This is a genomic window from Enterococcus sp. AZ009 (assembly GCF_050548785.1).
GTDB lineage: Bacteria > Bacillota > Bacilli > Lactobacillales > Enterococcaceae > Enterococcus_D > Enterococcus_D entomosocium.
Window position 1 is genome coordinate 1,869,495 of record NZ_CP172960.1, and the last position, 21,873, is coordinate 1,891,367.

Genomic DNA, 21,873 nt, shown 5'->3' on the forward strand with positions numbered 1-21,873 from the left:
AATGACACCAGAAACAAGTGTTGAAATCCATGAAACAGGTTTATCAAAAATAAATAACACATTTATGCCGCATATTGAGAAGCAACTTAGCGGAAATGGCATCCGAATGTCTGATTATCAAAAACAGTGTGTTCTCAGCGCTATACAATCCATTAATGCCGTTGTCGCAAAAAGTAAAAATGGCTGGTCACAAATTGATCAAAGCAACATGACCGACACGCTTTTATCGATTGCTGCTTTACAACTCAATGCAGCTGCTGTTCCGCGAGAGGTCTATTTTCAGACGAGAAGTATCAAGCAAGGTGACAACTGGGTCACTCAAATTGAGATGGGCATAGAAGGAGATGGAAATGATTCGATGCTCTCGCGTTTCGGCAGGAATGTGAAGACCATCCATCCATTCTGGGAAGTCCGTGAAGAAGATGAATTTACCTACCCCGGTTATCACGGCTTAGAGTTAACTCCGCCGACATGGCAACCGACTGGACAAGGCAGAGTCATTCGGGTCGTCTATCCAATTGAACTGAATGATGGATCCATTGATTACCGTATCTCCGAACGAGAGAAAGTTGTTTACAATTTGCTAGCTCATATCAACAACAACCTCATGAATGAAACGTTTGGCTTTGTAAAAGGTACCAAGCAGGCATATGGGAAGACGGTCGCGAGAACGCGTTTTGATGCCACAAAAGAAGAAAAAGCAAAGATCGATGAGAAGAAAGCAGAGATCATGAACCGTCTGCAGGCGATGGTCCTTGATGAGATCCTAGCGGATGAAGAAGCACAGAAATATATCTCGCCAGCTTGGAAATCACCTCAGAGCCGAGAAGCGATGTTCATTCGTAAAATGCGTAACAACGCCATCAAGAAGGTTCCGAAGGACTTTGGCAGTGCCTATGTGGCTTTGAAGTACCAGGAACAAGACGATGAAGTTGTCAGTACAATTCGAAAAGATGTGACGGAAAACACTGGCTCTGAACTATACGATTTTTCTGCAGATGTTTTAGCAGAATCTGCAGATATTCAAGAAGAGCCGGACACTGTAGATGGAGAATATGTAGAAGTAGAACCTGAACCAGAGCCAGAGCCAGAAGATCCGCCTAAGACGAAAAAGAAGAATCGAGGCTTCTAAGAATGGTGGATATACAGATACTGGGATCTTCCTCAAAGGGGAACTGTTATGTATTGAGTGACGGCGGCTCCTCGATCATGCTAGAAGCTGGCTTGAGCCCAAGACAGCTGGCAAAACAAGGCGTGAAACTCTCGGCAATCGATGCCTTGTTTATCACTCATGAGCACGGAGATCACACAAAATATGCCTCTGATATTTTATTGAGTATCAAGGGCGATATATGGGGCTCTGGTAAGACTTTAAATGTTTTAGGTATAAATAGACGGAAACACGTTTTAAAAGCGCTGAGGGAGCAGAAAATCGGTAAATGGGTGGTTCTGCCGTTCGAGACGATACACGATGATCAAAAGATGCGAGCGAGAGAGGCACTAGGATTTTTCATTCTTGCCCCCAACGGAGAACGGATCGTATTTGCGACGGACACCAATTGGATCCGAGGGAATTTCCCGAAAGTTACGCACTGGATGATCGAATGCAATCATGATGTTGCCCTCGTTAGGCAAAGCAGCTATCCGAAGTTTTTGCAAGATCGGATCCTCAAGACCCATATGAGCATTGACAGCTGCAAAGCTTTTTTTGGTCGTATGGATCTGAGCTACACGAAACAGATCTATTTGCTGCATTTGAGCGACGCTAACAGCGAACCTAAACGGTTTAAAAGAGAGATTGAAGAGCTGACACAAAAGCCAGTAAGGATTGCAGGAGATGGTTGAAATGATTAATGGCCGGATTGTTGCAAAACGGAACAATGGAGACATTGTTATTCGTCCTGATCAAGAATCACAGGAGGATCTGGAGGCTTTGATTCGGCGGCGGAAGATGCTTGTAACGATGCAACCATACGACGCCGACAAAGTGACTCGACAGCAGCAAAAAAAAGCCCATGCCTTGATCCATGACATTAATAGCTATTCGAACAACGATCCAATGTTTTTAGCAGAAAATGATTTGAAGTATAAATTTTGTGATGCAATCGGTTGGCCCACAACGCCGATATTCTCGCTAGCCAATTGTAGCAAGCAACTCGCGTCTCAATTCATAAATTTTTTAGTGGAGTACTGCTTTAAGTATGACATTCCTTTTGACAGTCGTGAGTTGCATCTGAGTATGAATGTCCAGAGAATGATGTTTTTATCCGCTGTGCATAATCGTTGCTTTGTGACGCAAGCAAGGCGACAAGATGCAGTATTGCATATTCATCATGTGAATGCAGTAGGGCGTGGAAAACGGAAAGAAGCCGATCATCGCAATCGCTATTACATGATCTTAAAAGCAGAATTGCACAACGAGATTCATGAGCTAGGTTACTGGCGCTTTTGTCAAAAATGGCATTGTGGAGCAATTAAACTCACTGATCAGCAAATCCTAGATTTTAAACTTATGTCTCAGGCACAGATGGATGAGCGAGATGCGGATCCAGAATATGAAATCAGAGATTGGCAGTTGCCAAAAACGTAAGAAAACGATAGGAGGCGGAAGTCTTGATAGGACATAGAAGTTACTTTGCTATCATACCTGCAGATGTCAGATACGATAAAAAACTGACTGCAAATGCAAAGTTACTTTACGGAGAGATAACAGCTTTAGCAAATGAAAAAGGATATTGTTGGGCAGGCGACCGATACTTTGCGGAATTATACGGTGTTAGCAAAACAACTATCCAAAGTTGGCTTAAGGCTTTAACAGACAATGGCTATATTACAAAAGAACTCATTTATCGAGAGGGTACTAAAGAAATCTTGAATAGGTATATAAGAATAGTTGTATACCCTACCCAAGAAAATTTGGGTACCCCTACCCAAGAAAACTTAAGAGATAATAATACATCTTTTAATAATACATTTAATAAGACATATAAAGAAGAAGTTGACACTTCTTCAAGGAAGTATTCTGACGAACACTTCCGCCTTGCCTCGAAATTACAAAATAATTTGTCTAATGATTTTCCAAAAGAAATGAAAAAAGTAGACCTGAATAAGTGGGCTGATGTTATTCGGCTTATGGAGGATAAGGACCATCACACGGTTGAACAAATCGATTACGTACTAAGTTGGCTGCCATCAAATAGCTTTTGGTTTGGCAATATTCGGAGTGCAAAAAAACTCCGAGATAAGTTTGAGACTCTGAAGTTTGAAATTAAAACAGAAAAGTTAAAAAAACAGGAGAAAAAGAAATTTGCTCGAGAAGAAAAGCTGCCAGATAGATTTGTGAATCCTGAACCGGAGCCGACATTGGATCCAGTACGTCAAGCGGAACTTGAAGCAAAGCTTAAGGCGTATCAGGAGCAAAAGAAAGGAGCTGCTACATGAACAAAGAGCAGCGTCGAGAGAGAATGATCCGTCGTAGACGTATGGTTTATCTGGCAGAACATCCCGATTTTCACACGAATCCAAACATAAAAGCAGAGTGGGGACGCCTCAAAGGAGGCAACGACTATCCTTTTCCTAATCCAGGCGATCTACAAGTAGAAGTGCTATACGAAGGTGAAGTGATCTTCACGGGAGATAGGGTTAAAGTGCGTGCTGAGTTTGGAATTAGTCAATCGAACTTGAGCAGGAAGTTGCGAGAGAATCGACCAGATCGAAAAAAGCGGTACTACCGGATAAAGGAATAAATCAAAAGGTGTCCCACCCTAACATAGGAGGTGTCCCACCTAGTGCCGACAAAGAAAAAACGCCCCAGATATGCGCTGGATGATGACACAATCGAGAAACTTGAATGGTTATGTAAACAGCATCAGAAGCGTGCAGGAAAACAGAAAGTGTATCCAAAGGATACTTTGACCGAACTCATAAACAACGATTATCAAATCAGGAAACGATTTGGATAGGAGGAGCGCATGTTAACCAAACAGCAAAAAACACTTTATCGACGTAAAATGATTTTTATCATTGGGGATCGATCTGTTGAGGATATCCCCAAAAACGAATTGCAACAAGTTCAACGAATCGGAAAATTGATCGGATCGCCAATTATGGACCATTCAAAACCATTAGAGCCAATCGATTTTTACACATTTACCTACGAAGATTATATGAGTTTGATTGATGAGGGCTACAGTGTGAGAGCAATTGTCAATGCATTAGGTATCAGTAAATATCGATGGATGAACTGGCGATTAGAGAATGCGCCAAAGGAGGAAGAAGTTGAATGTCCCAAATAGTGGATGATATGTTGGATGGATTTATTTGCCAGACTTGTGGCAGTTTTGTCGACGGAGAAGCACCCGACTACCCAAGAGACTGTGAGGACTGTGAAAGTGAGGCAGATGAATGAATCTATTTTTGCTCTTCTTAGGAATTATCGTTCTTACTAGCGCCTACAATCTTGCCGAAGAGCGAGAGCATCGAAACAAAGCAGTTCACGCCATCGTGATTTTGGTCACGTTAGTGATCATGTGGAGCTTGATACGATGAACACAAAAGAATCATTGATTAAATGGGTCGTAGCAGATATGGAAAAAGACTTTGACGGTGAGAAACTAAGAAAGCTACAAATCATCTTAACGATGCGCTTGGACCATTTTGAACTAACTAAGCCTTCAAGAGAGCTCGTTTTGTATGACGAGACATCGGATGTCGCCGCATATCGTCAATTTGTAGTCTCAAAGAAGATTCAGGGGCTTTCAGATGGAACTTTGAATCTTTACATGCAAACAATCAATCTCTTTATGAGGACGCTTAGAAAGCCATATAAGGATATCACCACAAATGACATTCGATTGTTCATTGCAAATCGTGAAATGACTGACAAAGTCTCGAAAGGGACATTGGCCAGAGAGCGTGGTTGCATCATACGATTTTTCCGATGGCTGTATGTTGAAGAATATATCCCTCGTGATCCGGGAATACGAGTAGAGAAGATAAAGGTGCCGAAACGACGCAAGCAAGAATTCAGCGAACTTGAAGTTGAAAAGTAGGTGCAAAAGCTTCGGAAATTTTTGTCTTATCTTTACTGAAATAAGTTAGCCATTGGGCAAATCCCTCAGCAAAGACTTCAGAAATGCCTTGTCGAACTTCGTTCTCAGAAAGTCCTAGACTACTTGCTTGGTTGGCATGGATAATTTTCATAATAATCATCTCCTTAAATATAGTTAGTGGTAAGTAACCAGTATGTTATAGGAACATGGAAAATTCAATTGTTTATTTGGTAAAGATACTAAGTTTGAAGATATCAGTAAATGACGATCAGAATATTAATTCCGCAATCGTCAGCGATAGCAAACAGGAGGGATAAGAATGAAATATATCATTACCACTGACAATGAGGAACAGGGGTGGCTTGATTCCTTTAATGATTGGGCAGGTCATTCTTACAAAATGAATCAAGAAGTTAAGGAAGACCACCTTGATTCTGTAGAGACAAATATTGATAGATTCAACAATGTAGTTGCTTGCGGGCCCGCTATTCGTTTGATTGAACAGGAGGGATAAGCTTGGAAAAATCTAAATATTTAAAACTAAGAAAAAGCCTTATTCGCAGATTGGAGAGAAGGCAATTAGAAGTTGCCGAATTTGAAAATAAAAAGCTTACAGACGATGGGCTTTTGCAGTATGGAAAAGCCATTGGCGCAATGTATGCAGTGGAAGATGCTATAGATGACTTAGACAGCCTTTTCGAAGTGGCTGCCAGCGATAACGAAAAAAAGACCCACTAGGAGTCTTCATTGCGAACAATATGAATACCGTCATCGGTAAGCTGTTGGCTACTTACTTGTGACAAGCGAGCATTGAATTCTATTTCAAGGCAGCGGACGAACTCGTTCCTATATTCATTAGCAATTTTGGACACAGTTTTCAAGAAGTCGTTTGGATCGTCTGTCAGCTCAATCTCGACTGGCAGGCACTCCAAATCATTCAAAACGTAGTCGGCAGCAGATTTCATAACAGTACGTGCATCAACAGTAATTTTCATACGATCGCCTCCTATGGCGATTATATCATGGACGGAGGGACAATATGGTAACAAAATTTAGAGCGTGGGATAAAGCAATTAACGAAATGATACCTTGGCGCATGCTGCTAAACGTCTACAATTTACGAAATGTTTTTATAAGACCTGAAACATGCGGATTAGTCCTCATGCAATCCACAGGCTTGAAAGACAAGAACGGCATGGAGATTTTCGATGGGGATTTGGTAAAGAAATTCTCGAATATTAACAAGTTTACAGATGATTTTGCTGAAGACATTGAACCAATCTATGTGATAACCTCCATTGTGCGTGACGGTGCCTGTTTTAAGACAACTTTTAAAGGTGTACCTAGCTTCGTGCTAGATCAAAACAGTATGTCTATGGTAGAGCATATGGAAGTGGTAGGTAACATCTATGAGAACCCAGAACTATTGGAGACAGCCAATGAAAGTTAATCACTATACAGTACTAGCTAGTGCATCAATACTGCTAACGATCGCTGGCTTGAGTTGGCTATCCTATACCCTAACGGAATGGAGGTGATTTTGATTGGGCAAAACAAAATCAAAAGTGAAAAAGAAAAAACGTAGGCTACAGCAAAAAGCAGAAATGAACGGAACTGGAAAAAAGAAATAAAAAAAGCCGGATTCCCCCGGCTGCGAACTAATGTTCTCGACAAAGACATTATAACATAGTAGGGGGAATCAGGCACTATGGCACTTTTTGACGTAACGAAATATGAAGTACCAGATCCTAAGAATGTGGATATTGAAAAAACAAAATATAATGTGGGTGTCTTTATGGCTGCCTATTTATCTGCAAGATGTCGAGTAGGTGAGCCGAGAGAGCCCAAAATCACTAGTACCTTTTCAATTGTCCCGCCGACATTTTCAACTGAAAATTATGCCGCAGCGGAAGAGCTGCTTATTCAAAAAGAGGAAGCAATTAATGAGTTCCATAAGCTGCATGATCTTTTTGAACGTGGTTTTTCATCAATACAGCATCCATTTAAACCAGAGATAGCCGAAAGAAGGAAGAAAATCTTTTGCCAACGCTATGTGAATGGCCTGAGCGTGTACCTTACGGCGCAAAGAAACCACATAAGCGAGGACTTAGTATCGCAAGAATCCAGCAAAGCGATCGTTCAATTTGCTTCGGCATTGGAATTGCTAGAATTTCGGTGAAAAATCGGGGTTTTATCGGGTAAATGTCGGGTTTTTGTACGGAAAATGTACTGATAACATGCTGATAAACCGTGTTATTATGTTAGTGTCGAAAGATTAAGAGATGTGGTTAATGGGCTACTCACATAACTCATAAACCGAAAGGGGGCTAATCCCCTCGTCGCTTTATTCTTCTTTGACAGAAAGACGGTAAAACTAAAACGAATGGAGTTGAGAACGCTCCTTATCTTCATTCGCCGTCTTTTCTTATGTCACTGTGGCGGAAGTAGGAGACGCAACGGTCAATGGTGAATAACCTCGTGAGAACCTAGTAAGTTCTTGTGTGTGGCGCAATCCCACACCAGTGACATTGGGAGGACTTATTTATACCGGCCAGTGTAATAAGTATCTGACCCATTCGCATGCAGAGGAGAGCTCCCTCAAGTTGGTATATAGTTTAAAGGAAAAACAGCCGTCAGAATGCGGTAGTTGTCGGTTCGAGTCCGGCTATGCCAATAGGGTTTACAGTTATCCCTACAAACTGATCTAAACATTAAATTGGACTTGCTAGGAACACGGCAAGTTGCCTTACGCAGGCTTTGTAAGCGGTCTGTGGTGACGAAACAGGAAGTTGGAGCACAGTTCAATGAGTTTGCCTAGATCAGGGGCGGTATTCTGATCCAGTGTTCAAATGAACCCCGTACACCTCTTAACAATGTGTCCCAAGCGGGGACGTACATATCTGCAGGTCTGTTGATATTCAGATAAAACGAGATGATCTATAATGTCCGCGGGAAACTTTATAGATAAGATTAGGCTGTTAAAGCCCGCCTGCTCATCTTACTACATAGCTAAGTCACTCATTGCGAGTGGCTTTTTATTTTTGGAGGTGTCCATTTTGACAGCATTAGTTGATCTTGTTTTAAATGGTATTGTTTATTGTACAAAAGGAATGCAAGTAAATGTGGAAAAGAAATCCAGAAAGTATTCAACTGTTTCAAGAATAGACTCGTCACAGAAAGAACCGAAAGAAATTAAATTTAATGTCAGTAATGAATTAATGCCGATGTACTTTGTATAAGCGGTTTTTTATTTGGAGGAAAAAACAGTGGAGATCATCAAAGAACATTTAGTAGAGTATCACGATGTAAAATCTGAAAATGATATCGACCTCTACTTTAGACCCGAAGAAGTTGTAAAAAGAACCATTGATCCAAAGCAAGCCAAGAAACAGAGGAAGAACAAGATGCAGCGATTCTTACATAAATTATCTAGGAGGAAATTCAAATGAAATTTCAAAAGAAACCAGTAGTGATTGAAGCGTTCCAATATGATGGAGATCTAATGAACTCAGACGGTGAATATTATGTCCCTGATTGGGCAGTTAAAGCCCGCGAGAAAGGTAAGTTGTTTTATGGAACGTATAGATCAGGAGACAAAGAATTGCCAGGTGCATTATTTGCTAAAACATTAGAAGGCGACATGCATGTGAGCGTTGGGGATTATGTGATTCAAGGCGTTGCTGGTGAAATCTATCCATGCAAACCGGAAATCTTTCATCAAACTTATGAAAGGTATGATGAAAAATAACCACCGAGAGCTAGGAACTCGGTGGCTAGACAGAACGATGTGTATCTTGATCTAATTCGTGATTAAAGAAGTATTTTATAGATAATAATATAACGCAGGACGTATATTGAAATGCATATTTTATTTGAATATGTTTAATAAAAATGACTCCATCCAATAGAGCGATTCACATTCGATTGAATGTTCTAAATCTATGATTAGACTTTGAACAGTTGCGCTAAATTGAGATGACTCGGGATTCGTGTTGTCAATTATTTCAAAGACTTTTAAAGATCTCTCATTAATCATAATTTGATTATTATTGATTATTTCTTTACGAGTATGTTCAAGTAATGCCTGAATGCCTACTAAGTCTTCATGTTCTTTTAAATGGAGAAGTCTGATACAGAAAACCTTCATTGAATTGTATGAATCAATTTCAGCTGAACTATCCAGCTTTCTTTTTACGAGAATAAATAATTGGTAAATAGCAAATGATAAGAAAAATCTTTCTAAAAGCACTTCAATTTGGTTTTCTCCATTCCATAGCCAAAAGTAATTATCTTCAAACTTAGTAATAAGCATAGTGAAAAATAAGGAAGAATAATAAATTTCAATGATGTAAATCCAAGTCTGACGTTTCTTTTGTAAAGAAAACGTCTTTTTTCGTCTAATCAATGTCGCTAGTCGAATAAAAGGAAAAAGATAAATTGCCACCCAGAATAAAATATTTGCCATAAAATCACCTCCAGTATCATTATATCAGAGGAATAGGGAGTGAAGAACATGTTAATGTATTTAGCAAGTTTTGAGAAAAATTATCTTTTAAATAAATATCAAATAAGGCACCGAAGGAAGTTGAAAAAAATTATCTTCTACCAAAGATTGATAAAAACATTGGGGGTGCCAGGGACAATATATACGAGTCCGACACTTCGGATGTTTGAAATCTTTAGAATCGGAGGAAATTATGAAAATATCAAAAATGAAACTCGCTGATCTGAAAGCTGCAGATTACAATCCTCGGGTGGATCTTGTTCCAGGAATGGATGAATACGAAAAACTGAAACAATCAATCATCGAATTTGGTGTTGTCGATCCGCCTATTTTTAACATCCGGACAGGACATCTCGTAGGAGGCCATCAGCGTGTCGCTGTGGCTCGAGATTTGGGCCTATTTGATGAGATAGAAGTATCAATCGTAGATTTACACCTCGAGAAGGAAAAAGCCCTCAATTTGGCTCTCAATAAGATTTCTGGGAAATGGGATGAAGAGAAGTTAACCATTCTCTTAAAAGAACTCGGAGAAGAAGATATCTCTTTAACTGGTTTTGATCTTGAGGAGGTCGAAGATTTAATTGCTGCTTTTGATTATCAAGAAGACATGGATCAACCAATTGTTGAAGATGATTTTGACGTAAACCAATACATTGAAGATCATCCAGAGCCTAAAACAAAACGTGGCCAGCTATGGCAACTAGGCAATCATTTTTTGCTTTGCGGTGATTCGACGGATCAATCTGATGTTGATCGCCTTATGCAAGAAAATAAAGCAGACTTAGTTGTAACGGATCCGCCATACAACGTTGCTGTAAAGTCTAGCAACGAAGAACTGAAAAATTCTGGTCGTGGAGAAATTCTCAATGATGATATGAATCACGATGACTTTGTGGGATTCTTAGAACAAATCTTTCTAAATTACGCGAAACTGATGCATGATCAAGCGGCAATTTATGTCTTTCATGGGTCTTCGTATCAACGAGAGTTTGAAAATGCGATGAATGCTGCAGAGATCGATGTACGAGCACAATGCATTTGGGTTAAAAACAACGCTACCTTTGGCTGGAGTCAATATCGTTGGCAGCACGAACCAGTGTTTTATGCTTACAAGAGGAAACAGGCACCTGAATGGTATGGGGATAGAAAACAAACTACAGTCTGGAAAGATGACTTGATCCATGATATTCCGGACATAAGCGTTTGGCAAATCGCTAAAGATGATGCAACTAAATATTACCATCCGACACAAAAGCCGCTATCTCTTATTGCAATTCCGGTAAGAAATAGCTCGAAACGTCAAGATACAGTTGTGGATCTCTTTGGAGGATCCGGAAGTACGTTAATGACTTGCGATCAATTGAAGCGAACGTGTTACACAATGGAGCTTGATCCGATTTTTTGTGATGTGATCATAGACCGATGGGAGAAAGCTACCGGAAAAACTGCAGTTTTAATAAACTAGGTTATAAAGCTCACTTTTGGGAACTTGCAACGAAGTCATTTGAAAGGAGCTTACTAATAAAAAAGAGGCCGGTGCGCTAACACCGACCCTTTCCACGAGGATCGCTCCCCGAAGATACAGAGAATGTCCACGCGTGGTCTTCTGATACCCTCTGTATCTTCTAGCATTATATCTAATGCGGAGGGCTTAAACAATGGGAACACAAGATCGGGAAATGGAATATCTGATTCAAAAGGCGTTAGAAGAGCAAGAATCCATTGAAGAGTACAAAAAAATAATTCGTGTGGCTTTAGGAAAGTGGCTCAATAATCTGAAATCAGGTGAAATAAAGTTAAACTCAATCAGTGATCTGAAAGTACTCATAGAAGCTGATTTAATGCTTAAACAAATTGAAAAATAAGTTAAAGATTATGTCTATCAGACCTAGTTAGTTCCTTTTTCATTTTTTGAAGTTCAAGTTTGCTTATCTGGTTTTCAATCTTAGCTTTCTTAATATTTTCATGATTTAACATGATTTCTTGTATAGATTTAATTCCTTTCGGAAGAATTGAACATACACTTGCTAAACCTATTACTACTCCAGCCCAGTACTTTATAGCTTCTACAGTGTCTGGGGTAAATTCTAATCCAGGTAATAATTCGATAAAGCCCCCATGGGGCACTAAATAATCTAGGTCGGTAGCACTAGAAAGCAAAACTTGTTTTTCCTCATCGGTTAAATCGTTCGATGATATAATTATTTGTTTCAAGTCTAAGTTATTTTCTTTTAAATAATTCTGAATTGAAAAAGACATATGTGTGATTTCAGATATTAAGTCTTTGTATTCATCAGAAGGTCCATTACAATTTGCAATAAAAATGTATGATTGGAGTTTTCTTTTTTCGAAGGAATCAAGAGAAGTATTTTTAATAATTTGATTCAATTCGGAAACGACTTTACTTATTTCAATAGTATTATCCATGTGGCACATCCTTTATTTAAGATTATATCATGGATATAAAATTTAGAGACTGAGTTATAATGGTATTTCAAAAAATCAGGAAACAAAACTTAATTAATTTGATTGCGAGGTGGTGTGAATGGATGGCTAGAAAAAGAGACCCGAGACGAGATGAAGCTTTTCTGATATATGAAAAAAATGACGGAAAGATTGCTCTTGTCGAGATTGCTAATATTTTGGGTTTGCCATCTGGTACCATCCGAGGTTGGCGATCTAAGGATCGCTGGGATGAAAAGTTAAATGGGACGTTCCGATCAAAAGAAACGGAACGCTCCAAAAAAACAACGGAACGTTCCAAACGGGTCGGTGCTCCAGACGGGAACCAAAATGCAAAAGGCAACAAAGGTAATAGTAGGGCATCACCGCCTGAACGAAACAAAAATGCGTTGAGAACAGGCGAGTATGAAACTATATTTGAGGATTTTTTATCTGACGAAGAAAAGGAAATTTACTCAAGCTTGAGTGATGATCCTTTTTTTGTTTTGTCCGAAGAAATCAAGTTGTTGAAAATTAGACAACGTCGAATGATGCAACGAATTAAAGATGCTGAGGACGGTCTTAATCAGGAAGAAATTGAAAGATTACAACAGCTGCGAAAGGTCAAGGAGCCGACTGTTGTTGACGATAAAGTGGTTACTATCAAGCGAGAAGTTCTTAAAGATGTTCAAGTATCAAGGAAGCAGTTTCGTAAGATAGATAATATTTTAGCTATTGAGGAAGCTCTAACACGCATCAGTAACCAGCTGACAAAATCCATCAAGCAACTAAATGAATTATCCTTATCTGGTAGAAAAGTTACTCTGATGGAAGAACAAAAACGGAAGATGACCTTTGAAGCAGATATTCTTGAAAACAAAGCTGCTAAACTGGTACTTAAACAAGGTGAACAAAGTAAAGTGCAAGGGCTCATTGATATTGGCCAAGCACTTATTGGTCCAATAGAAGAAGATGAGGAGAGTGATACCGATGAATCAGTTGAAATTATCGACTAAGCAACAAGAGAATATTTTCCAATCGCTCAAAGGGATCCGGATGGAACTGAACGAGGGAACGATTCGTTCTGGTAAGACGATGTCGGATGCTCAGAAGATGGCTTTAATCTACGCAGGACATCCCGATACAAATCATCTTGTACTCGCTTATAACCAAGAACAAGCATATCGAATGTTTATGGATTGCGAAGGATTTGGACTTGAACATATCTTTGCCAGCTGTGCGGAGATTCGACACGATGAGCATGGAGATCACTTATGGATCAATCTTCCTACAGGGGAAAAGAGAATCTATTATAAAGGCGGCGGGAAAGTGAATGCTGTCGGTGCTATCACTGGGATGTCTTTTGGTACGGTCACTTTTTTAGAGTTTAATCTTCTGAATAAGGCGGTTATCGAAGAAGCTTTTCGCCGGACCAAGGCTTCTAGTTTTCGTTACCATCTTGCAGAACAAAACCCACCGGCTCCAAATCATCCGAATCTTGAAACGCTGAAGCCGTTCATTGAAACGGGTTCTTACAAATTTCGGCATTGGCGGCCACAAGATAATCCTATTTTAACGAAACGATCATTAAAAGAATGGGAAGCAGAGTGTAAAGTCTCTGACTATCTCTACAAACGAGATTGGCTAGGCGATCGAGTGATGCCCGAAGGCGTGATCTATTCAATGTTTAATGAAGATACCCATATGACAAAAGAAATCATAGGCAAGCCTGTAGAAGTGTTCTTCAGTGCCGATGGTGGTCAAAGCGATGCGACAACTTGTTCGTTAAACCTCGTTACATGGAAAGATGGAAAGTATTATCTCTATCGAATGGCCAACTTTTATCATAGCGGCGCTGATACTGGTGTCACAAAAGCAATGAGTGAGTATGCCAAGGAAATCAAGCACTTTAAGGAATGGTGTTATAAAGAATGGTCGTGGCTGCCAAAGCATTCGAAATTTTTTGTCGATCCGGCCTGTAAGTCATTGAGTGAGGAATTACGTGTTTTGGGTATTGTCACTACAAAAGCAGATAACAATTCAAAAGATAAAGTAACGAGTAACGGCACCAAAATTGAAATAGGGATTGAACGCATGCAAAGCGCCTTGTCAAAAGGACGCTTTTTTCTTTACGATCATGAAGGCAAATATGGACATTATTATTTTATCAAGGAGCTAGGGATGTATGTCCGTAATGATAATGGCTACCCAGTTGATAAAAACAATCATGCCCTTGATGAATGTCGGTATGCAATTAATTACTTTACGAAACGTTATGTTCTCTTATAGGAGGTGGTCCAATGTCATTCTGGCAAACAATAAAAAGAGTCTTTGGAAAGGGGGCGGTTGCGATAGGTGCAAAAAAAGAGCTTCAGAGTATTTTAGATCATCCCAAGATTCAAATGAGTCGTGAAGAGTATGACCGTATTCAAAACAGTTTGCTTTATTACCAGGGGTACACGCATTGTAGTTCTGATCAGAGAGCAAAGGCAAATATCAATATGGCCCGCAAGGTTGCTTCTGAGTACGCGAAGGTAATGTTCAATGAACAGGCAGAAATCACGATCGGGAAAGAGGATAAATCTAAAAAATATGATGAAGCCAGTGCTTGGATAGAATCTGTGTTTCAGCATAATGATTTCAAACGTAATCTGAGTAAGTACCTTGAACCAGCGATGGCACTTGGCGGATTGGTTGTACGACCTTATTTCAATGACAAATCAGAACAAATTGAGTTTTCATGGGCGCTACCTGACACCTTTTTCCCACTAGAAAGTAGCACTAATAAAATCAGTCAGTGTGCTATGGCATTCAAAACCACCAGGGTAGAGGGTGACAAAACTATATATTATACACTTCTCGAATTTCACGAATGGATTGAGGGGGAATATTGGATTTCCTTGGAACTTTACGAAAGCGAGAAACATAATGTATTAGGGATGCAGGTGTCTTTAAAAACTTTGGATCAATATGCCGAGTTGGATCCATCGAAGCGAGGGGAAGGAATCGAACGTCCGATTTTCTCTTATTTCAAAACTGCGGGATTCAACAATATCCACCCTTATTCGCCATTGGGTGTTGGTGTTTACGACAACTGCAAACAGACACTTGATCGACTAAATAAAGCGTTGGATGCATTTGACCATGAAATTGATGTAGGAAAAAGACGAGCGGCTTTCCCTGAATCTATGCTAAGTGGGGTTCCTGACAAGGGAACAGGAGAAACGAAATTAACCTTTGATAAAAATGACGACTTCTACGTTATTGTTCCTGGCACTAATCCAGATGAATTTAAAATCACTGATCTAACTCAAGATATTCGGACGGAACAGTATATCGGGGCAATCAATCATCGCTTGCGACTTCTTGAAATGGAAGTAGGACTTTCAACCGGAACTTTCGTCTTTGACGGTCAAGGCATCCGATCAACCAACAAGACCGCAACTGAGGTAATAAGTGAAAACTCGCAAACGTATCAATCGAGGAACCAGCAAACCACTGAACTTGAAGAGTTTATTCGTGATGTTGTACTTGCCCTTTGTGAGCTAGGACGAGCAACAGAAGTCGATGGAAAACCCGTGTTCGATGGAGAAGCTCCTACTCGGGAAGAAATAGGGGTAAATTTTGACGATGGAATTTTCTTAGATAAGAAATCAGAGTCAGATTATTATCGAGAGCTGAAAAACGATGGACTGATCCCAGGGTGGTTAGCTATCTCGAAGATAATGAAAGTGCCAGAAAACGTTGCACGAAAAATCTATATTCAAGCACAGATGGATGTGGTTGATGAAACAGCAGGAAGAATACAGGATTCTGGATTTGAAGACTTCGAGGAGTGAGTAGATGACTATCACACCGAAGCAATTAGAGATTGAAGCCTCATACGTCCAAGATGCCTATATGGCGATGGAAGATGAGATCATGAAGATGCTTGTCCGCCAGTTAAACATGCCGACGAGAACGTCGCTCACAGAGGATAACGCATTCCGGTGGAAGATTGAAAAGATGCAGCAATTAAATTTGTTGAATCAGCAATCGCTGCAGCAGCTGGTCAATGAAACAAGTCAGTATTCTTATGATCAATTACGTAAGATTATCGTGGACATGGGCTTTGAGGTCGTTTCGGATCTCGACAAGAATTTGTCTAAGCAGACAGGAAACGAACCGCCGCCAAGGACTGAAATCGATAATGTGATGGAGTCATATTTCAACCAACAGTGGCGTGATCTCGACAACCATGTCAATCAAACCCTGATCGACACCAATTACCCTGACAATCCACTAGCTAAGATGTATCAGCAAGTTCTCAACGATACAGTAGCCAAAATCATCGGTGGTGCTAAAACGACACAGCAGGCGCTTAGAGAATCGATCTATGCGATGGTGGAAAAAGGTGTGATGACGACCTTTGTCGACAAGGCAGGGCGTGAATGGAGCCTTGAGCGTTATGTTCGGATGGTTTTAAAAGCAACCACTCACCGTGTCTATCAGGATCTGCGACTTAAGCGAGGCTTAGAGCATGGCATTGTTACTGCGTTAATGAGTAGCCATATGGCTGCACGACCACAATGTGCCCATATCCAAGGGGGATGGGTGCTAATTGTTCGTACAGAAGATGCTCCAGAAGAATTACGGCACATTCCATCCATCTATGATCATGGATACGGTGAGCCTGATGGCACACAAGGGATTAACTGCAGGCATCGGCTGTACATTCAAATCTATGATCCGAATCTTGATGTTCACATGAATCAATATGATCCAAAGGAAGCGATTGACAATGCGGATTTAGTTGCCAAGCAACGACGTATGGAAGTCGCTATTCGTCGTGCCAAAAGGCAACTGAATGCCGCAATAACGATTGACAATAAAGAAGATGTTCAGCATTTCAAACAGCTGATCAGACGACGACAAGGAGCGTTGAGAGCATTTATCAATGAACATGATCAATTGTTGCGTCGAGATTACTCAAGAGAACAAGTGTATTCATAAAAGGGGATGAGAGTATGAAGCGATCATATTGTTTACCAATTATTAGGATATTGAACAGAAAACGTTTCTACACTGGCGAAATTATAGTTGAACGGAAAACGCGGCTGCTTAGCATACCATGGGCAAAGACCGGCACTAAATATAAAAGACAATGGAGATAATAGTATGAAGTTAAGTATTAAAAATAATGGGAAATCAAAATTTTCCCCAGATTACGAGTTTTTAATTGATGGTAAACCTATAGAAAGGGACAGATTGGTAGATATTACTATTAATATGCCAGCAGACGGCGTACCTAGAGCAGTCTTCACATATGAAATTGATGAATTGTATGTCGAAGATTTGGGAGTGGGGGAAGGACCAGTAAGTATAACTGCCGGTACAATCAAGGTCGCTGATATTAAAACACCGAATATTCCAAGAACTGATATTAAGGTTGATGGTATTACAGCTGGAACAATCAAAGCTCATAGCACAACCATGCATGATATCGACCTCTTGGCTAAAGAAATCGCGGAACAGACCGCAGAGGAATTGCGCATAAGTCTTAAATAAAGTCATCATAGCGATGGCTATTTAGTTTGCCTTCTTACTGCTTACAGGCGTTAAAGAGAAAGCTGTCTCGGGTGGTGGACGTAACCATCAAATTTATCGGGTTGTGGCGTAACCACTAGGAGGTCACTATGAAAGGAATGTCTAAGCGAATGAAGATGAATTTGCAGTTTTTTGCAGATCCTGAATCTGACACAACTAATGATGAACAGGCACAAGTTGAGGAGTCTCAAACAGAAAACGAGCAAGAGACGGATTCTGAGGAAAAAGAAACGTCCCCGAAGAAGTATTCTCGTGATGATGTAGGCAAGATGGTTGCTGCAGAAACCAAGAAAGCCGTGGAGAAAGCAAAAAAAGAGTGGGAGAAAACCAACTCCAACGATACCGAAGAAGAATCCTCAGGTCAGAACCAGAATGAAACATCTGCCCAAGAAAAACTGGCTCAAAAAGAGGCGGAGCTAGCTAAAAAAGAAATCCGTCTAGAATACCGGGAGAAGGCACAAGAAGAAGGTCTGCCGTTGAAAATCATTGATTTGATCGATTGCAGTGATGCTGAAAGAGCAGAGGCGTCCTTTGAATTGGCTAAAGAGATCTTAGGCGAAAACACCTCAAAGAAAAAGAAAAAGCAGTTTGTCAGTGGTGGGAATCCTCAATCGGGAAACCCAGATCAGTTAGACCCGTTTTTAGCGGGATTAAAAGGAAAATAGGAGGAATTTTTAAATGACAGTTACAGTTCAGAATTATGCAGAGAAATGGCAGAAAGAGTTAGATCAAACCTTGCAACAAGAATCATTAACAGCGGAGTTAGAAACCCCTGAGGTGAATTGGTTAGATGCAAAAACGTTCCGTGTCCCTCATATCAAGACATCAGGATATCAGAACCATAATCGTGAGAAAAAAGGATTCAATTCTGGGAAAATTACTGTTGAGGATGTCCCTTACACGTTGAATTTTGACCGCGATATTGAATTCTATGTCGATAAAGCAGATGTTGATGAAACGAATCAGGCAGCGTCAGCTGGTAATATTACCCGTGAGTTCTCAAAAGAGAATGCGACACCAGAAATGGATGCTTACCGTTTTTCTAAATTAGCAGCCTACGCTGAAAAAGAAGGGCTTTCGAAAGATGAAGTGATCACGGAAGATAATGTTGTCAAAATTTTAAAAGCCGCTATTCTAAAAACGCGCCGTTACGGTACTCAAAACTTGATTCTTTACGTGTCTTCTCAGGTGATGGATTGCTTAGAACAATCGCCTAAATTTACTCGCACGATTAACGTTGATTCTAACGGCATGAAGATTGAAACGCGTGTGACGAGCTTAGACGGTGTCCGTATTAAAGAAGTATGGGCAGAAGAACGGTTCTATGAAGCGTTTGATTTTACAGAAGGATTTGTTCCTAAAGATGATGCTCGAAAATTAAATTATCTGTTAGTTGCTAAACCTGCAGTAATTGCAAAAGCAAAATTCGCAAGTGTTTATCTATTTGCACCAGGGCAAGTAGGACAAGGAGATGGGTATTTATACCAAAATCGTATCTACCATGATTTGTTCAAGATGAAGCATCAAAACAATGCAGTAATTGCTTCTACGTTGTCAAAGTAGATTCCCCGGAAGAACCGGGTGAGCCTGATGGAAACGAAGGTGGCGATGGGACAGCAGGTCAGTCATTGGTTATCGATGACATGAAGGTTGATGAGCTTAAAGCCGAGTTAGATCGCCTTGGGGTTGAGTACCCAGCTGCTGCCAAGAAACCAGAATTAATTGAGCTGTTAAAAGAGAGTGAATAATCGCTCTCTTTTTTCATGGAGGTGAAACCATGGAGCGATTACGTAGAAAGCCGTTAAATGAAATTTTTGACGATCAGGAAAGCATCGAGTCTTGTGGCTACTTATCTCTAAAAGAGTACAAACGTTTGGTAGACAAAGAAACGGAACTGACAGAAAAAGATTTCCGCAAGCTTCTGAGGAGAGCCAGTGCATTGTTGGACATCCAAACGAGACGTTTCTATCAGCGCAACGATCTTGAATCAGATATTCCTCTGCGCCGCAATGCCTTTAAGTTGGCTATTGCCTATCAAATCGAGTACATGCATGAAGCAGATGCCACTACAACGTTTGGCATGCAGGAGGCTGACAGTTGGTCCATTAATCGGATGAGTGTTTCTAGTTCAAAGGGGAGTGCTTTAAAGGAAGAAACTCCTTTACTCTCTGGCGACGCTATGATGCAGCTTTCGGGAACTGGATTATTGTACAGAGGAGTGAGCCGATGAGAATGAGATTACCACCAAAAAAGTTCTTTCCCCATGAAGTGATTTATCGTAAGAAAACGGGGATTTCACCGATTGGTGAAACTCTATTTGAAGAAGAGGAACAAGTGATCCGAAATGTTCGCTTTGATTTTTCTGTCAAATTCTCACCAAGAGATATTAATGGTGAGGTTCAAATACCTAATGCTTTGATTTCGATGGTAAGCAAGTACACTGGACCATTGCCAGATTTTTTTGCTGCTGATCAAATTGAATTCGGAGGAAAGCAGTACACGATTGCTCATGTAATCCCATTACTTGCTGATTCACCTGAACCGTTTGGCTATGAAATTGAGGTGGTTTGATGGCTGGAATCAAGATTGACATCGATCTTTCAGGTGTCCGCTCCAAACTAAGCGAAGACAATTTAGGGCGTGGACAATTGAACATGGCCAATCGTATGCTCCAAACAATAAATGAGACAGTCGTCCCTTGGGACACCGAGCATTTGCGAGATAGCGGTCATGTATCAGGGGTGGGAAGTCAGTTGGTTTGGGATGTTCCTTATGCAGGCCCTCAGTACTATGGTGGTCGAAAACATCCAACGACAGGTGTCTGGATTCCGTTTGTTAATAAACAACCGGGGACGGGTCCCTATTGGGATGAAACTACGAAGCCCATTTTTATCAATGATTGGCTACAAGCCTTTAAGAAAGGAGCGAACCTCTAATGGATTTTATTCATCGACTACAAGAAGTAGCAAGTCAGATCGATGTACCAGTGATTGCCCATGCGATGGATCAGGAAGATTCAATCAGATTGTCAACGCAAGCTGGTGGACGTACGGAAAAATCTTACATGAACGGTGACAAAATCAAAGTGATCCCGTTCGAATTTGTTTTGAAGACAAAAGAAGCGACTGGTGATCAGGTGATGGCGAGACTAGCAAGTATTATCGAAAATGCCAGATCAATTCCTTCGCAGGATGATTCTTATAGCTTTATGGGACTAACGATCGTCAACGAGCCGTTCTTTGCAGGTCGTGACAATCAACAGTATCTATACTATCGCTTAGTTGTACAAGCAAAACTTTATATCAAAAAACGAAAACAGGAGAGTGAAGACTAAATGAAAAATGTAAACAGCGAGCGTGGCCATTTCATTGCACCATTTACGAGTATCAACACAGCACCTACGGAATCAGCGTGGGTAGAATTGGCTGACGGAATTGAAGACATTTCGGACGCAAGTACGGAGGCTACAGAAGAAAAGTCTTACTACAATGGCGTAACAACAAACTTAGTTAACCGTGTATCTGGTGCCTACAATGTCAGCGGAGATTACGATTCTGAAGATCCAGCGCAGAAAATTGTCGCAGATATGAAATACAAGACGGGTGTTGGTCGAAAAGTTTGGCATCGAGTGGTAAGTGCCGACAAGACGAAACAATGGACTGGGCATGCGACGGTTACTGACATCGTGGCAGGATCTGGTGCAGCAGATACTACGGAGGACTTTTCTTGTACGATTACCTATGACGCAACCCCAACGGAAGGTGTCCCGGGTTCTGGGGGGAATAATGCAGATGCGGCGTTGAATTCGGCGCCAGTTAATGCCAAGGCAAATAAGAAGGAAGAAACCAAGTAAGAGAGGCGTTTATCGCTTCTCTTTTTTACATACAAACGAATGGAGGCAACAACAATGGTAAAAATCCAAGTAAAACTAACACAGTTACCAATTGAAATTGGCGAACATACATTTTACGTCGACACATCGGAAAAAGGTGCAGAAGCCTTTTGGAAGTTAGTTTCAGGGTATGCGTCCAAGTCAGCAAAGATTACTGAAAAAGTGGAAAAAGAGACGATCACACCTGAAAGAGCGGATAAGCAAGCAAAAAAAGAGCTTGAAAGAGTGATTGATCAACTTTTAGGTGATGGCGCATTTGAAAAGCTGTACGAGCTTTCCCCAGAGTATATCTTCATTTCTGAGTACTATATGGAGATTTGTTCAGCAGTCGCTGAAGAGCTTGGTGGACGCAAGAAACAATTATTTGAAAAAATGCAGCACTACTTAGAAGGTTAGAA

The 21,873-nt window shown here is 40.6% G+C and carries 37 protein-coding genes and 1 tRNA gene; 34 read left to right on the forward strand and 4 right to left on the reverse strand.

The annotated features are described in order from the left end of the window. The first annotated feature begins 1 nt into the window (after nucleotide 1). The 10 genes from IGJ74_RS08910 to IGJ74_RS08955 are packed head-to-tail and all read left to right on the forward strand — an operon-like array spanning nucleotide 2 to nucleotide 5,051. A complete protein-coding gene (locus IGJ74_RS08910; RefSeq protein WP_218193432.1) occupies nucleotides 2-1,132 on the forward strand; it encodes a hypothetical protein in 1,131 nt (376 codons plus the stop codon). 2 nt (nucleotides 1,133-1,134) lie between these two features. Beyond that, nucleotides 1,135-1,845, forward strand: a complete 711-nt coding sequence (locus IGJ74_RS08915; RefSeq protein WP_218193431.1) for an MBL fold metallo-hydrolase — start codon at nucleotides 1,135-1,137, stop codon at nucleotides 1,843-1,845. Continuing rightward, the gene (locus IGJ74_RS08920; protein ID WP_218193430.1) at nucleotides 1,838-2,590 is read left to right on the forward strand and encodes a putative HNHc nuclease; all 753 of its coding nucleotides are present in this window, start codon (nucleotides 1,838-1,840) and stop codon (nucleotides 2,588-2,590) included. The genes IGJ74_RS08915 and IGJ74_RS08920 overlap by 8 nt, the downstream gene beginning before the upstream one ends. 23 nt (nucleotides 2,591-2,613) lie before the next feature. Beyond that, a complete protein-coding gene (locus IGJ74_RS08925) occupies nucleotides 2,614-3,441 on the forward strand; it encodes a helix-turn-helix domain-containing protein (protein WP_218193429.1) in 828 nt (275 codons plus the stop codon). Next, nucleotides 3,438-3,746 (forward strand): hypothetical protein, encoded by a 309-nt coding sequence (locus IGJ74_RS08930; protein WP_218193428.1) that lies wholly within the window; start codon nucleotides 3,438-3,440, stop codon nucleotides 3,744-3,746. The genes IGJ74_RS08925 and IGJ74_RS08930 overlap by 4 nt, the downstream gene beginning before the upstream one ends. Before the next feature lie 42 nt (nucleotides 3,747-3,788). After that, nucleotides 3,789-3,962 (forward strand): hypothetical protein, encoded by a 174-nt coding sequence (locus IGJ74_RS08935; protein WP_016612157.1) that lies wholly within the window; start codon nucleotides 3,789-3,791, stop codon nucleotides 3,960-3,962. Nucleotides 3,963-3,971: 9 nt separating this feature from the next. Further along, the gene (locus IGJ74_RS08940; protein WP_218193427.1) at nucleotides 3,972-4,295 is read left to right on the forward strand and encodes a hypothetical protein; all 324 of its coding nucleotides are present in this window, start codon (nucleotides 3,972-3,974) and stop codon (nucleotides 4,293-4,295) included. Continuing rightward, nucleotides 4,283-4,408 (forward strand): hypothetical protein, encoded by a 126-nt coding sequence (locus tag IGJ74_RS08945; RefSeq protein WP_255324166.1) that lies wholly within the window; start codon nucleotides 4,283-4,285, stop codon nucleotides 4,406-4,408. Before IGJ74_RS08940 ends, IGJ74_RS08945 begins: the two co-directional genes overlap by 13 nt. Beyond that, the gene (locus IGJ74_RS08950) at nucleotides 4,405-4,548 is read left to right on the forward strand and encodes a hypothetical protein (RefSeq protein WP_218193426.1); all 144 of its coding nucleotides are present in this window, start codon (nucleotides 4,405-4,407) and stop codon (nucleotides 4,546-4,548) included. The genes IGJ74_RS08945 and IGJ74_RS08950 overlap by 4 nt, the downstream gene beginning before the upstream one ends. Next, nucleotides 4,545-5,051 carry a phage integrase N-terminal SAM-like domain-containing protein gene (locus IGJ74_RS08955; RefSeq protein ID WP_255324165.1) on the forward strand — a complete coding sequence of 169 codons (507 nt, stop codon included), beginning with the start codon at nucleotides 4,545-4,547 and terminating at the stop codon, nucleotides 5,049-5,051. The genes IGJ74_RS08950 and IGJ74_RS08955 overlap by 4 nt, the downstream gene beginning before the upstream one ends. Here the strand turns inward: IGJ74_RS08955 and IGJ74_RS08960 are convergent. Next, nucleotides 5,026-5,202 (reverse strand): hypothetical protein, encoded by a 177-nt coding sequence (locus tag IGJ74_RS08960; RefSeq protein ID WP_420698534.1) that lies wholly within the window; start codon nucleotides 5,200-5,202, stop codon nucleotides 5,026-5,028. The genes IGJ74_RS08955 and IGJ74_RS08960 overlap by 26 nt on opposite strands. 168 nt (nucleotides 5,203-5,370) lie before the next feature. Between IGJ74_RS08960 and IGJ74_RS08965 the strand changes: the two genes are divergently transcribed. Both IGJ74_RS08965 and IGJ74_RS08970 read left to right on the forward strand, forming a co-directional pair. Beyond that, entirely contained in the window at nucleotides 5,371-5,565 is a 195-nt protein-coding gene (locus IGJ74_RS08965) for a hypothetical protein (RefSeq protein ID WP_218193559.1), read from the forward strand. Nucleotides 5,566-5,567: 2 nt separating this feature from the next. Then, entirely contained in the window at nucleotides 5,568-5,789 is a 222-nt protein-coding gene (locus IGJ74_RS08970) for a hypothetical protein (RefSeq protein WP_218193558.1), read from the forward strand. Here the strand turns inward: IGJ74_RS08970 and IGJ74_RS08975 are convergent. Next, nucleotides 5,786-6,046 carry a hypothetical protein gene (locus tag IGJ74_RS08975; RefSeq protein ID WP_218193557.1) on the reverse strand — a complete coding sequence of 87 codons (261 nt, stop codon included), beginning with the start codon at nucleotides 6,044-6,046 and terminating at the stop codon, nucleotides 5,786-5,788. The two genes, IGJ74_RS08970 and IGJ74_RS08975, sit on opposite strands and share 4 nt — an antisense overlap. A gap of 44 nt (nucleotides 6,047-6,090) precedes the next feature. Between IGJ74_RS08975 and IGJ74_RS08980 the strand changes: the two genes are divergently transcribed. The 6 genes from IGJ74_RS08980 to IGJ74_RS09005 all read left to right on the forward strand — a co-directional run bounded on the left by IGJ74_RS08980 (nucleotide 6,091) and on the right by IGJ74_RS09005 (nucleotide 8,799). Next, complete coding sequence (locus tag IGJ74_RS08980; RefSeq protein ID WP_218193556.1) at nucleotides 6,091-6,501, forward strand: YopX family protein; 411 nt, start codon at nucleotides 6,091-6,093, stop codon at nucleotides 6,499-6,501. 258 nt (nucleotides 6,502-6,759) lie between these two features. After that, nucleotides 6,760-7,230 carry an ArpU family transcriptional regulator gene (locus IGJ74_RS08985; protein ID WP_218193555.1) on the forward strand — a complete coding sequence of 157 codons (471 nt, stop codon included), beginning with the start codon at nucleotides 6,760-6,762 and terminating at the stop codon, nucleotides 7,228-7,230. Nucleotides 7,231-7,655: 425 nt separating this feature from the next. Further along, nucleotides 7,656-7,725, forward strand: a tRNA-Ser gene (locus IGJ74_RS08990). Nucleotides 7,726-8,107: 382 nt separating this feature from the next. After that, entirely contained in the window at nucleotides 8,108-8,290 is a 183-nt protein-coding gene (locus tag IGJ74_RS08995; protein WP_218193554.1) for a hypothetical protein, read from the forward strand. 27 nt (nucleotides 8,291-8,317) lie between these two features. Continuing rightward, complete coding sequence (locus tag IGJ74_RS09000) at nucleotides 8,318-8,500, forward strand: hypothetical protein (RefSeq protein ID WP_218193553.1); 183 nt, start codon at nucleotides 8,318-8,320, stop codon at nucleotides 8,498-8,500. After that, nucleotides 8,497-8,799, forward strand: a complete 303-nt coding sequence (locus tag IGJ74_RS09005) for a hypothetical protein (protein ID WP_218193552.1) — start codon at nucleotides 8,497-8,499, stop codon at nucleotides 8,797-8,799. Before IGJ74_RS09000 ends, IGJ74_RS09005 begins: the two co-directional genes overlap by 4 nt. Nucleotides 8,800-8,919: 120 nt before the next feature. Here the strand turns inward: IGJ74_RS09005 and IGJ74_RS09010 are convergent, their stop codons facing one another. Further along, on the reverse strand, nucleotides 8,920-9,516 hold the full coding sequence (locus IGJ74_RS09010; protein ID WP_218193551.1) for a hypothetical protein: 597 nt from the start codon (nucleotides 9,514-9,516) through the stop codon (nucleotides 8,920-8,922). A 232-nt stretch (nucleotides 9,517-9,748) separates the two neighbouring features. Here IGJ74_RS09010 and IGJ74_RS09015 point away from each other — a divergent pair, with 232 nt between their 5' ends. Together IGJ74_RS09015 and IGJ74_RS09020 are read left to right on the forward strand one after the other, a co-directional pair. Then, the gene (locus IGJ74_RS09015; RefSeq protein ID WP_218193550.1) at nucleotides 9,749-11,020 is read left to right on the forward strand and encodes a site-specific DNA-methyltransferase; all 1,272 of its coding nucleotides are present in this window, start codon (nucleotides 9,749-9,751) and stop codon (nucleotides 11,018-11,020) included. Nucleotides 11,021-11,213: 193 nt separating this feature from the next. Beyond that, nucleotides 11,214-11,420 (forward strand): hypothetical protein, encoded by a 207-nt coding sequence (locus IGJ74_RS09020; protein ID WP_016612268.1) that lies wholly within the window; start codon nucleotides 11,214-11,216, stop codon nucleotides 11,418-11,420. 1 nt (nucleotide 11,421) lies between these two features. On the opposite strand, the gene IGJ74_RS09025 is transcribed toward IGJ74_RS09020, so the two are convergent. Continuing rightward, the gene (locus IGJ74_RS09025) at nucleotides 11,422-11,982 is read right to left on the reverse strand and encodes a hypothetical protein (RefSeq protein ID WP_218193549.1); all 561 of its coding nucleotides are present in this window, start codon (nucleotides 11,980-11,982) and stop codon (nucleotides 11,422-11,424) included. Between the two features lie 122 nt (nucleotides 11,983-12,104). Here IGJ74_RS09025 and terS point away from each other — a divergent pair, with 122 nt between their 5' ends. The 14 genes from terS to IGJ74_RS09095 all read left to right on the forward strand — a co-directional run bounded on the left by terS (nucleotide 12,105) and on the right by IGJ74_RS09095 (nucleotide 21,871). Continuing rightward, entirely contained in the window at nucleotides 12,105-13,013 is a 909-nt protein-coding gene (gene terS, locus IGJ74_RS09030) for a phage terminase small subunit (protein WP_218193548.1), read from the forward strand. Further along, nucleotides 12,988-14,286, forward strand: a complete 1,299-nt coding sequence (locus tag IGJ74_RS09035) for a PBSX family phage terminase large subunit (protein WP_218193547.1) — start codon at nucleotides 12,988-12,990, stop codon at nucleotides 14,284-14,286. The genes terS and IGJ74_RS09035 overlap by 26 nt, the downstream gene beginning before the upstream one ends. A gap of 11 nt (nucleotides 14,287-14,297) precedes the next feature. Further along, nucleotides 14,298-15,836, forward strand: a complete 1,539-nt coding sequence (locus IGJ74_RS09040; RefSeq protein WP_218193546.1) for a phage portal protein — start codon at nucleotides 14,298-14,300, stop codon at nucleotides 15,834-15,836. A gap of 4 nt (nucleotides 15,837-15,840) precedes the next feature. After that, on the forward strand, nucleotides 15,841-16,989 hold the full coding sequence (locus IGJ74_RS09045) for a phage minor capsid protein (RefSeq protein ID WP_218193545.1): 1,149 nt from the start codon (nucleotides 15,841-15,843) through the stop codon (nucleotides 16,987-16,989). A gap of 165 nt (nucleotides 16,990-17,154) precedes the next feature. After that, nucleotides 17,155-17,544: a hypothetical protein gene (locus IGJ74_RS09050; protein ID WP_218193544.1), complete on the forward strand. Its 390-nt coding sequence runs from the start codon at nucleotides 17,155-17,157 to the stop codon at nucleotides 17,542-17,544. Between the two features lie 128 nt (nucleotides 17,545-17,672). Further along, nucleotides 17,673-18,248 (forward strand): hypothetical protein, encoded by a 576-nt coding sequence (locus IGJ74_RS09055; RefSeq protein ID WP_218193543.1) that lies wholly within the window; start codon nucleotides 17,673-17,675, stop codon nucleotides 18,246-18,248. 13 nt (nucleotides 18,249-18,261) lie between these two features. Continuing rightward, nucleotides 18,262-19,146, forward strand: a complete 885-nt coding sequence (locus tag IGJ74_RS09060) for a hypothetical protein (RefSeq protein ID WP_218193542.1) — start codon at nucleotides 18,262-18,264, stop codon at nucleotides 19,144-19,146. A 65-nt stretch (nucleotides 19,147-19,211) separates the two neighbouring features. Further along, nucleotides 19,212-19,331 carry a HeH/LEM domain-containing protein gene (locus tag IGJ74_RS09065; protein WP_232508817.1) on the forward strand — a complete coding sequence of 40 codons (120 nt, stop codon included), beginning with the start codon at nucleotides 19,212-19,214 and terminating at the stop codon, nucleotides 19,329-19,331. Nucleotides 19,332-19,360: 29 nt separating this feature from the next. Next, complete coding sequence (locus IGJ74_RS09070) at nucleotides 19,361-19,813, forward strand: hypothetical protein (protein WP_218193541.1); 453 nt, start codon at nucleotides 19,361-19,363, stop codon at nucleotides 19,811-19,813. Beyond that, nucleotides 19,810-20,154, forward strand: coding sequence for a putative minor capsid protein (locus IGJ74_RS09075; RefSeq protein WP_255324180.1), 345 nt, complete (start codon nucleotides 19,810-19,812; stop codon nucleotides 20,152-20,154). The genes IGJ74_RS09070 and IGJ74_RS09075 overlap by 4 nt, the downstream gene beginning before the upstream one ends. After that, a complete protein-coding gene (locus IGJ74_RS09080) occupies nucleotides 20,154-20,519 on the forward strand; it encodes a minor capsid protein (protein ID WP_101699008.1) in 366 nt (121 codons plus the stop codon). The genes IGJ74_RS09075 and IGJ74_RS09080 overlap by 1 nt, the downstream gene beginning before the upstream one ends. After that, the gene (locus IGJ74_RS09085; protein ID WP_101699009.1) at nucleotides 20,519-20,917 is read left to right on the forward strand and encodes a minor capsid protein; all 399 of its coding nucleotides are present in this window, start codon (nucleotides 20,519-20,521) and stop codon (nucleotides 20,915-20,917) included. Before IGJ74_RS09080 ends, IGJ74_RS09085 begins: the two co-directional genes overlap by 1 nt. Further along, nucleotides 20,918-21,436 (forward strand): phage tail tube protein, encoded by a 519-nt coding sequence (locus IGJ74_RS09090; protein WP_218193540.1) that lies wholly within the window; start codon nucleotides 20,918-20,920, stop codon nucleotides 21,434-21,436. 54 nt (nucleotides 21,437-21,490) lie between these two features. Then, nucleotides 21,491-21,871, forward strand: coding sequence for a hypothetical protein (locus IGJ74_RS09095; protein WP_255324179.1), 381 nt, complete (start codon nucleotides 21,491-21,493; stop codon nucleotides 21,869-21,871). Nucleotides 21,872-21,873 lie beyond the last annotated feature (2 nt).

What these genes read in the sequence shown, in the direction of transcription:
- IGJ74_RS08955 (WP_255324165.1), top strand. Translation starts at nt 4,545, where the DNA reads ATGAACACAAAAGAATCATTGATTAAATGGGTCGTAGCAGATATGGAA.
- IGJ74_RS08940 (WP_218193427.1), top strand. Translation starts at nt 3,972, where the DNA reads ATGTTAACCAAACAGCAAAAAACACTTTATCGACGTAAAATGATTTTT.
- IGJ74_RS09075 (WP_255324180.1), top strand. Translation starts at nt 19,810, where the DNA reads ATGAGAATGAGATTACCACCAAAAAAGTTCTTTCCCCATGAAGTGATT.
- IGJ74_RS09045 (WP_218193545.1), top strand. Translation starts at nt 15,841, where the DNA reads ATGACTATCACACCGAAGCAATTAGAGATTGAAGCCTCATACGTCCAA.
- IGJ74_RS08910 (WP_218193432.1), top strand. Translation starts at nt 2, where the DNA reads ATGACACCAGAAACAAGTGTTGAAATCCATGAAACAGGTTTATCAAAA.
- IGJ74_RS08980 (WP_218193556.1), top strand. Translation starts at nt 6,091, where the DNA reads ATGGTAACAAAATTTAGAGCGTGGGATAAAGCAATTAACGAAATGATA.
- IGJ74_RS09035 (WP_218193547.1), top strand. Translation starts at nt 12,988, where the DNA reads ATGAATCAGTTGAAATTATCGACTAAGCAACAAGAGAATATTTTCCAA.
- IGJ74_RS09085 (WP_101699009.1), top strand. Translation starts at nt 20,519, where the DNA reads ATGGATTTTATTCATCGACTACAAGAAGTAGCAAGTCAGATCGATGTA.
- IGJ74_RS08985 (WP_218193555.1), top strand. Translation starts at nt 6,760, where the DNA reads ATGGCACTTTTTGACGTAACGAAATATGAAGTACCAGATCCTAAGAAT.
- IGJ74_RS09040 (WP_218193546.1), top strand. Translation starts at nt 14,298, where the DNA reads ATGTCATTCTGGCAAACAATAAAAAGAGTCTTTGGAAAGGGGGCGGTT.
- IGJ74_RS09050 (WP_218193544.1), top strand. Translation starts at nt 17,155, where the DNA reads ATGAAGTTAAGTATTAAAAATAATGGGAAATCAAAATTTTCCCCAGAT.
- IGJ74_RS08950 (WP_218193426.1), top strand. Translation starts at nt 4,405, where the DNA reads ATGAATCTATTTTTGCTCTTCTTAGGAATTATCGTTCTTACTAGCGCC.
- IGJ74_RS09020 (WP_016612268.1), top strand. Translation starts at nt 11,214, where the DNA reads ATGGGAACACAAGATCGGGAAATGGAATATCTGATTCAAAAGGCGTTA.
- IGJ74_RS09015 (WP_218193550.1), top strand. Translation starts at nt 9,749, where the DNA reads ATGAAAATATCAAAAATGAAACTCGCTGATCTGAAAGCTGCAGATTAC.
- IGJ74_RS08965 (WP_218193559.1), top strand. Translation starts at nt 5,371, where the DNA reads ATGAAATATATCATTACCACTGACAATGAGGAACAGGGGTGGCTTGAT.
- IGJ74_RS09055 (WP_218193543.1), top strand. Translation starts at nt 17,673, where the DNA reads ATGAAAGGAATGTCTAAGCGAATGAAGATGAATTTGCAGTTTTTTGCA.
- IGJ74_RS08960 (WP_420698534.1), bottom strand. Translation starts at nt 5,202, where the DNA reads ATGAAAATTATCCATGCCAACCAAGCAAGTAGTCTAGGACTTTCTGAG.
- IGJ74_RS08975 (WP_218193557.1), bottom strand. Translation starts at nt 6,046, where the DNA reads ATGAAAATTACTGTTGATGCACGTACTGTTATGAAATCTGCTGCCGAC.
- IGJ74_RS09070 (WP_218193541.1), top strand. Translation starts at nt 19,361, where the DNA reads ATGGAGCGATTACGTAGAAAGCCGTTAAATGAAATTTTTGACGATCAG.
- IGJ74_RS09005 (WP_218193552.1), top strand. Translation starts at nt 8,497, where the DNA reads ATGAAATTTCAAAAGAAACCAGTAGTGATTGAAGCGTTCCAATATGAT.
- IGJ74_RS09060 (WP_218193542.1), top strand. Translation starts at nt 18,262, where the DNA reads ATGACAGTTACAGTTCAGAATTATGCAGAGAAATGGCAGAAAGAGTTA.
- IGJ74_RS09090 (WP_218193540.1), top strand. Translation starts at nt 20,918, where the DNA reads ATGAAAAATGTAAACAGCGAGCGTGGCCATTTCATTGCACCATTTACG.
- IGJ74_RS09095 (WP_255324179.1), top strand. Translation starts at nt 21,491, where the DNA reads ATGGTAAAAATCCAAGTAAAACTAACACAGTTACCAATTGAAATTGGC.
- IGJ74_RS08920 (WP_218193430.1), top strand. Translation starts at nt 1,838, where the DNA reads ATGGTTGAAATGATTAATGGCCGGATTGTTGCAAAACGGAACAATGGA.
- IGJ74_RS08945 (WP_255324166.1), top strand. Translation starts at nt 4,283, where the DNA reads ATGTCCCAAATAGTGGATGATATGTTGGATGGATTTATTTGCCAGACT.
- IGJ74_RS09025 (WP_218193549.1), bottom strand. Translation starts at nt 11,982, where the DNA reads ATGGATAATACTATTGAAATAAGTAAAGTCGTTTCCGAATTGAATCAA.
- IGJ74_RS09010 (WP_218193551.1), bottom strand. Translation starts at nt 9,516, where the DNA reads ATGGCAAATATTTTATTCTGGGTGGCAATTTATCTTTTTCCTTTTATT.
- IGJ74_RS08915 (WP_218193431.1), top strand. Translation starts at nt 1,135, where the DNA reads ATGGTGGATATACAGATACTGGGATCTTCCTCAAAGGGGAACTGTTAT.
- IGJ74_RS08930 (WP_218193428.1), top strand. Translation starts at nt 3,438, where the DNA reads ATGAACAAAGAGCAGCGTCGAGAGAGAATGATCCGTCGTAGACGTATG.
- terS (WP_218193548.1), top strand. Translation starts at nt 12,105, where the DNA reads ATGGCTAGAAAAAGAGACCCGAGACGAGATGAAGCTTTTCTGATATAT.
- IGJ74_RS09080 (WP_101699008.1), top strand. Translation starts at nt 20,154, where the DNA reads ATGGCTGGAATCAAGATTGACATCGATCTTTCAGGTGTCCGCTCCAAA.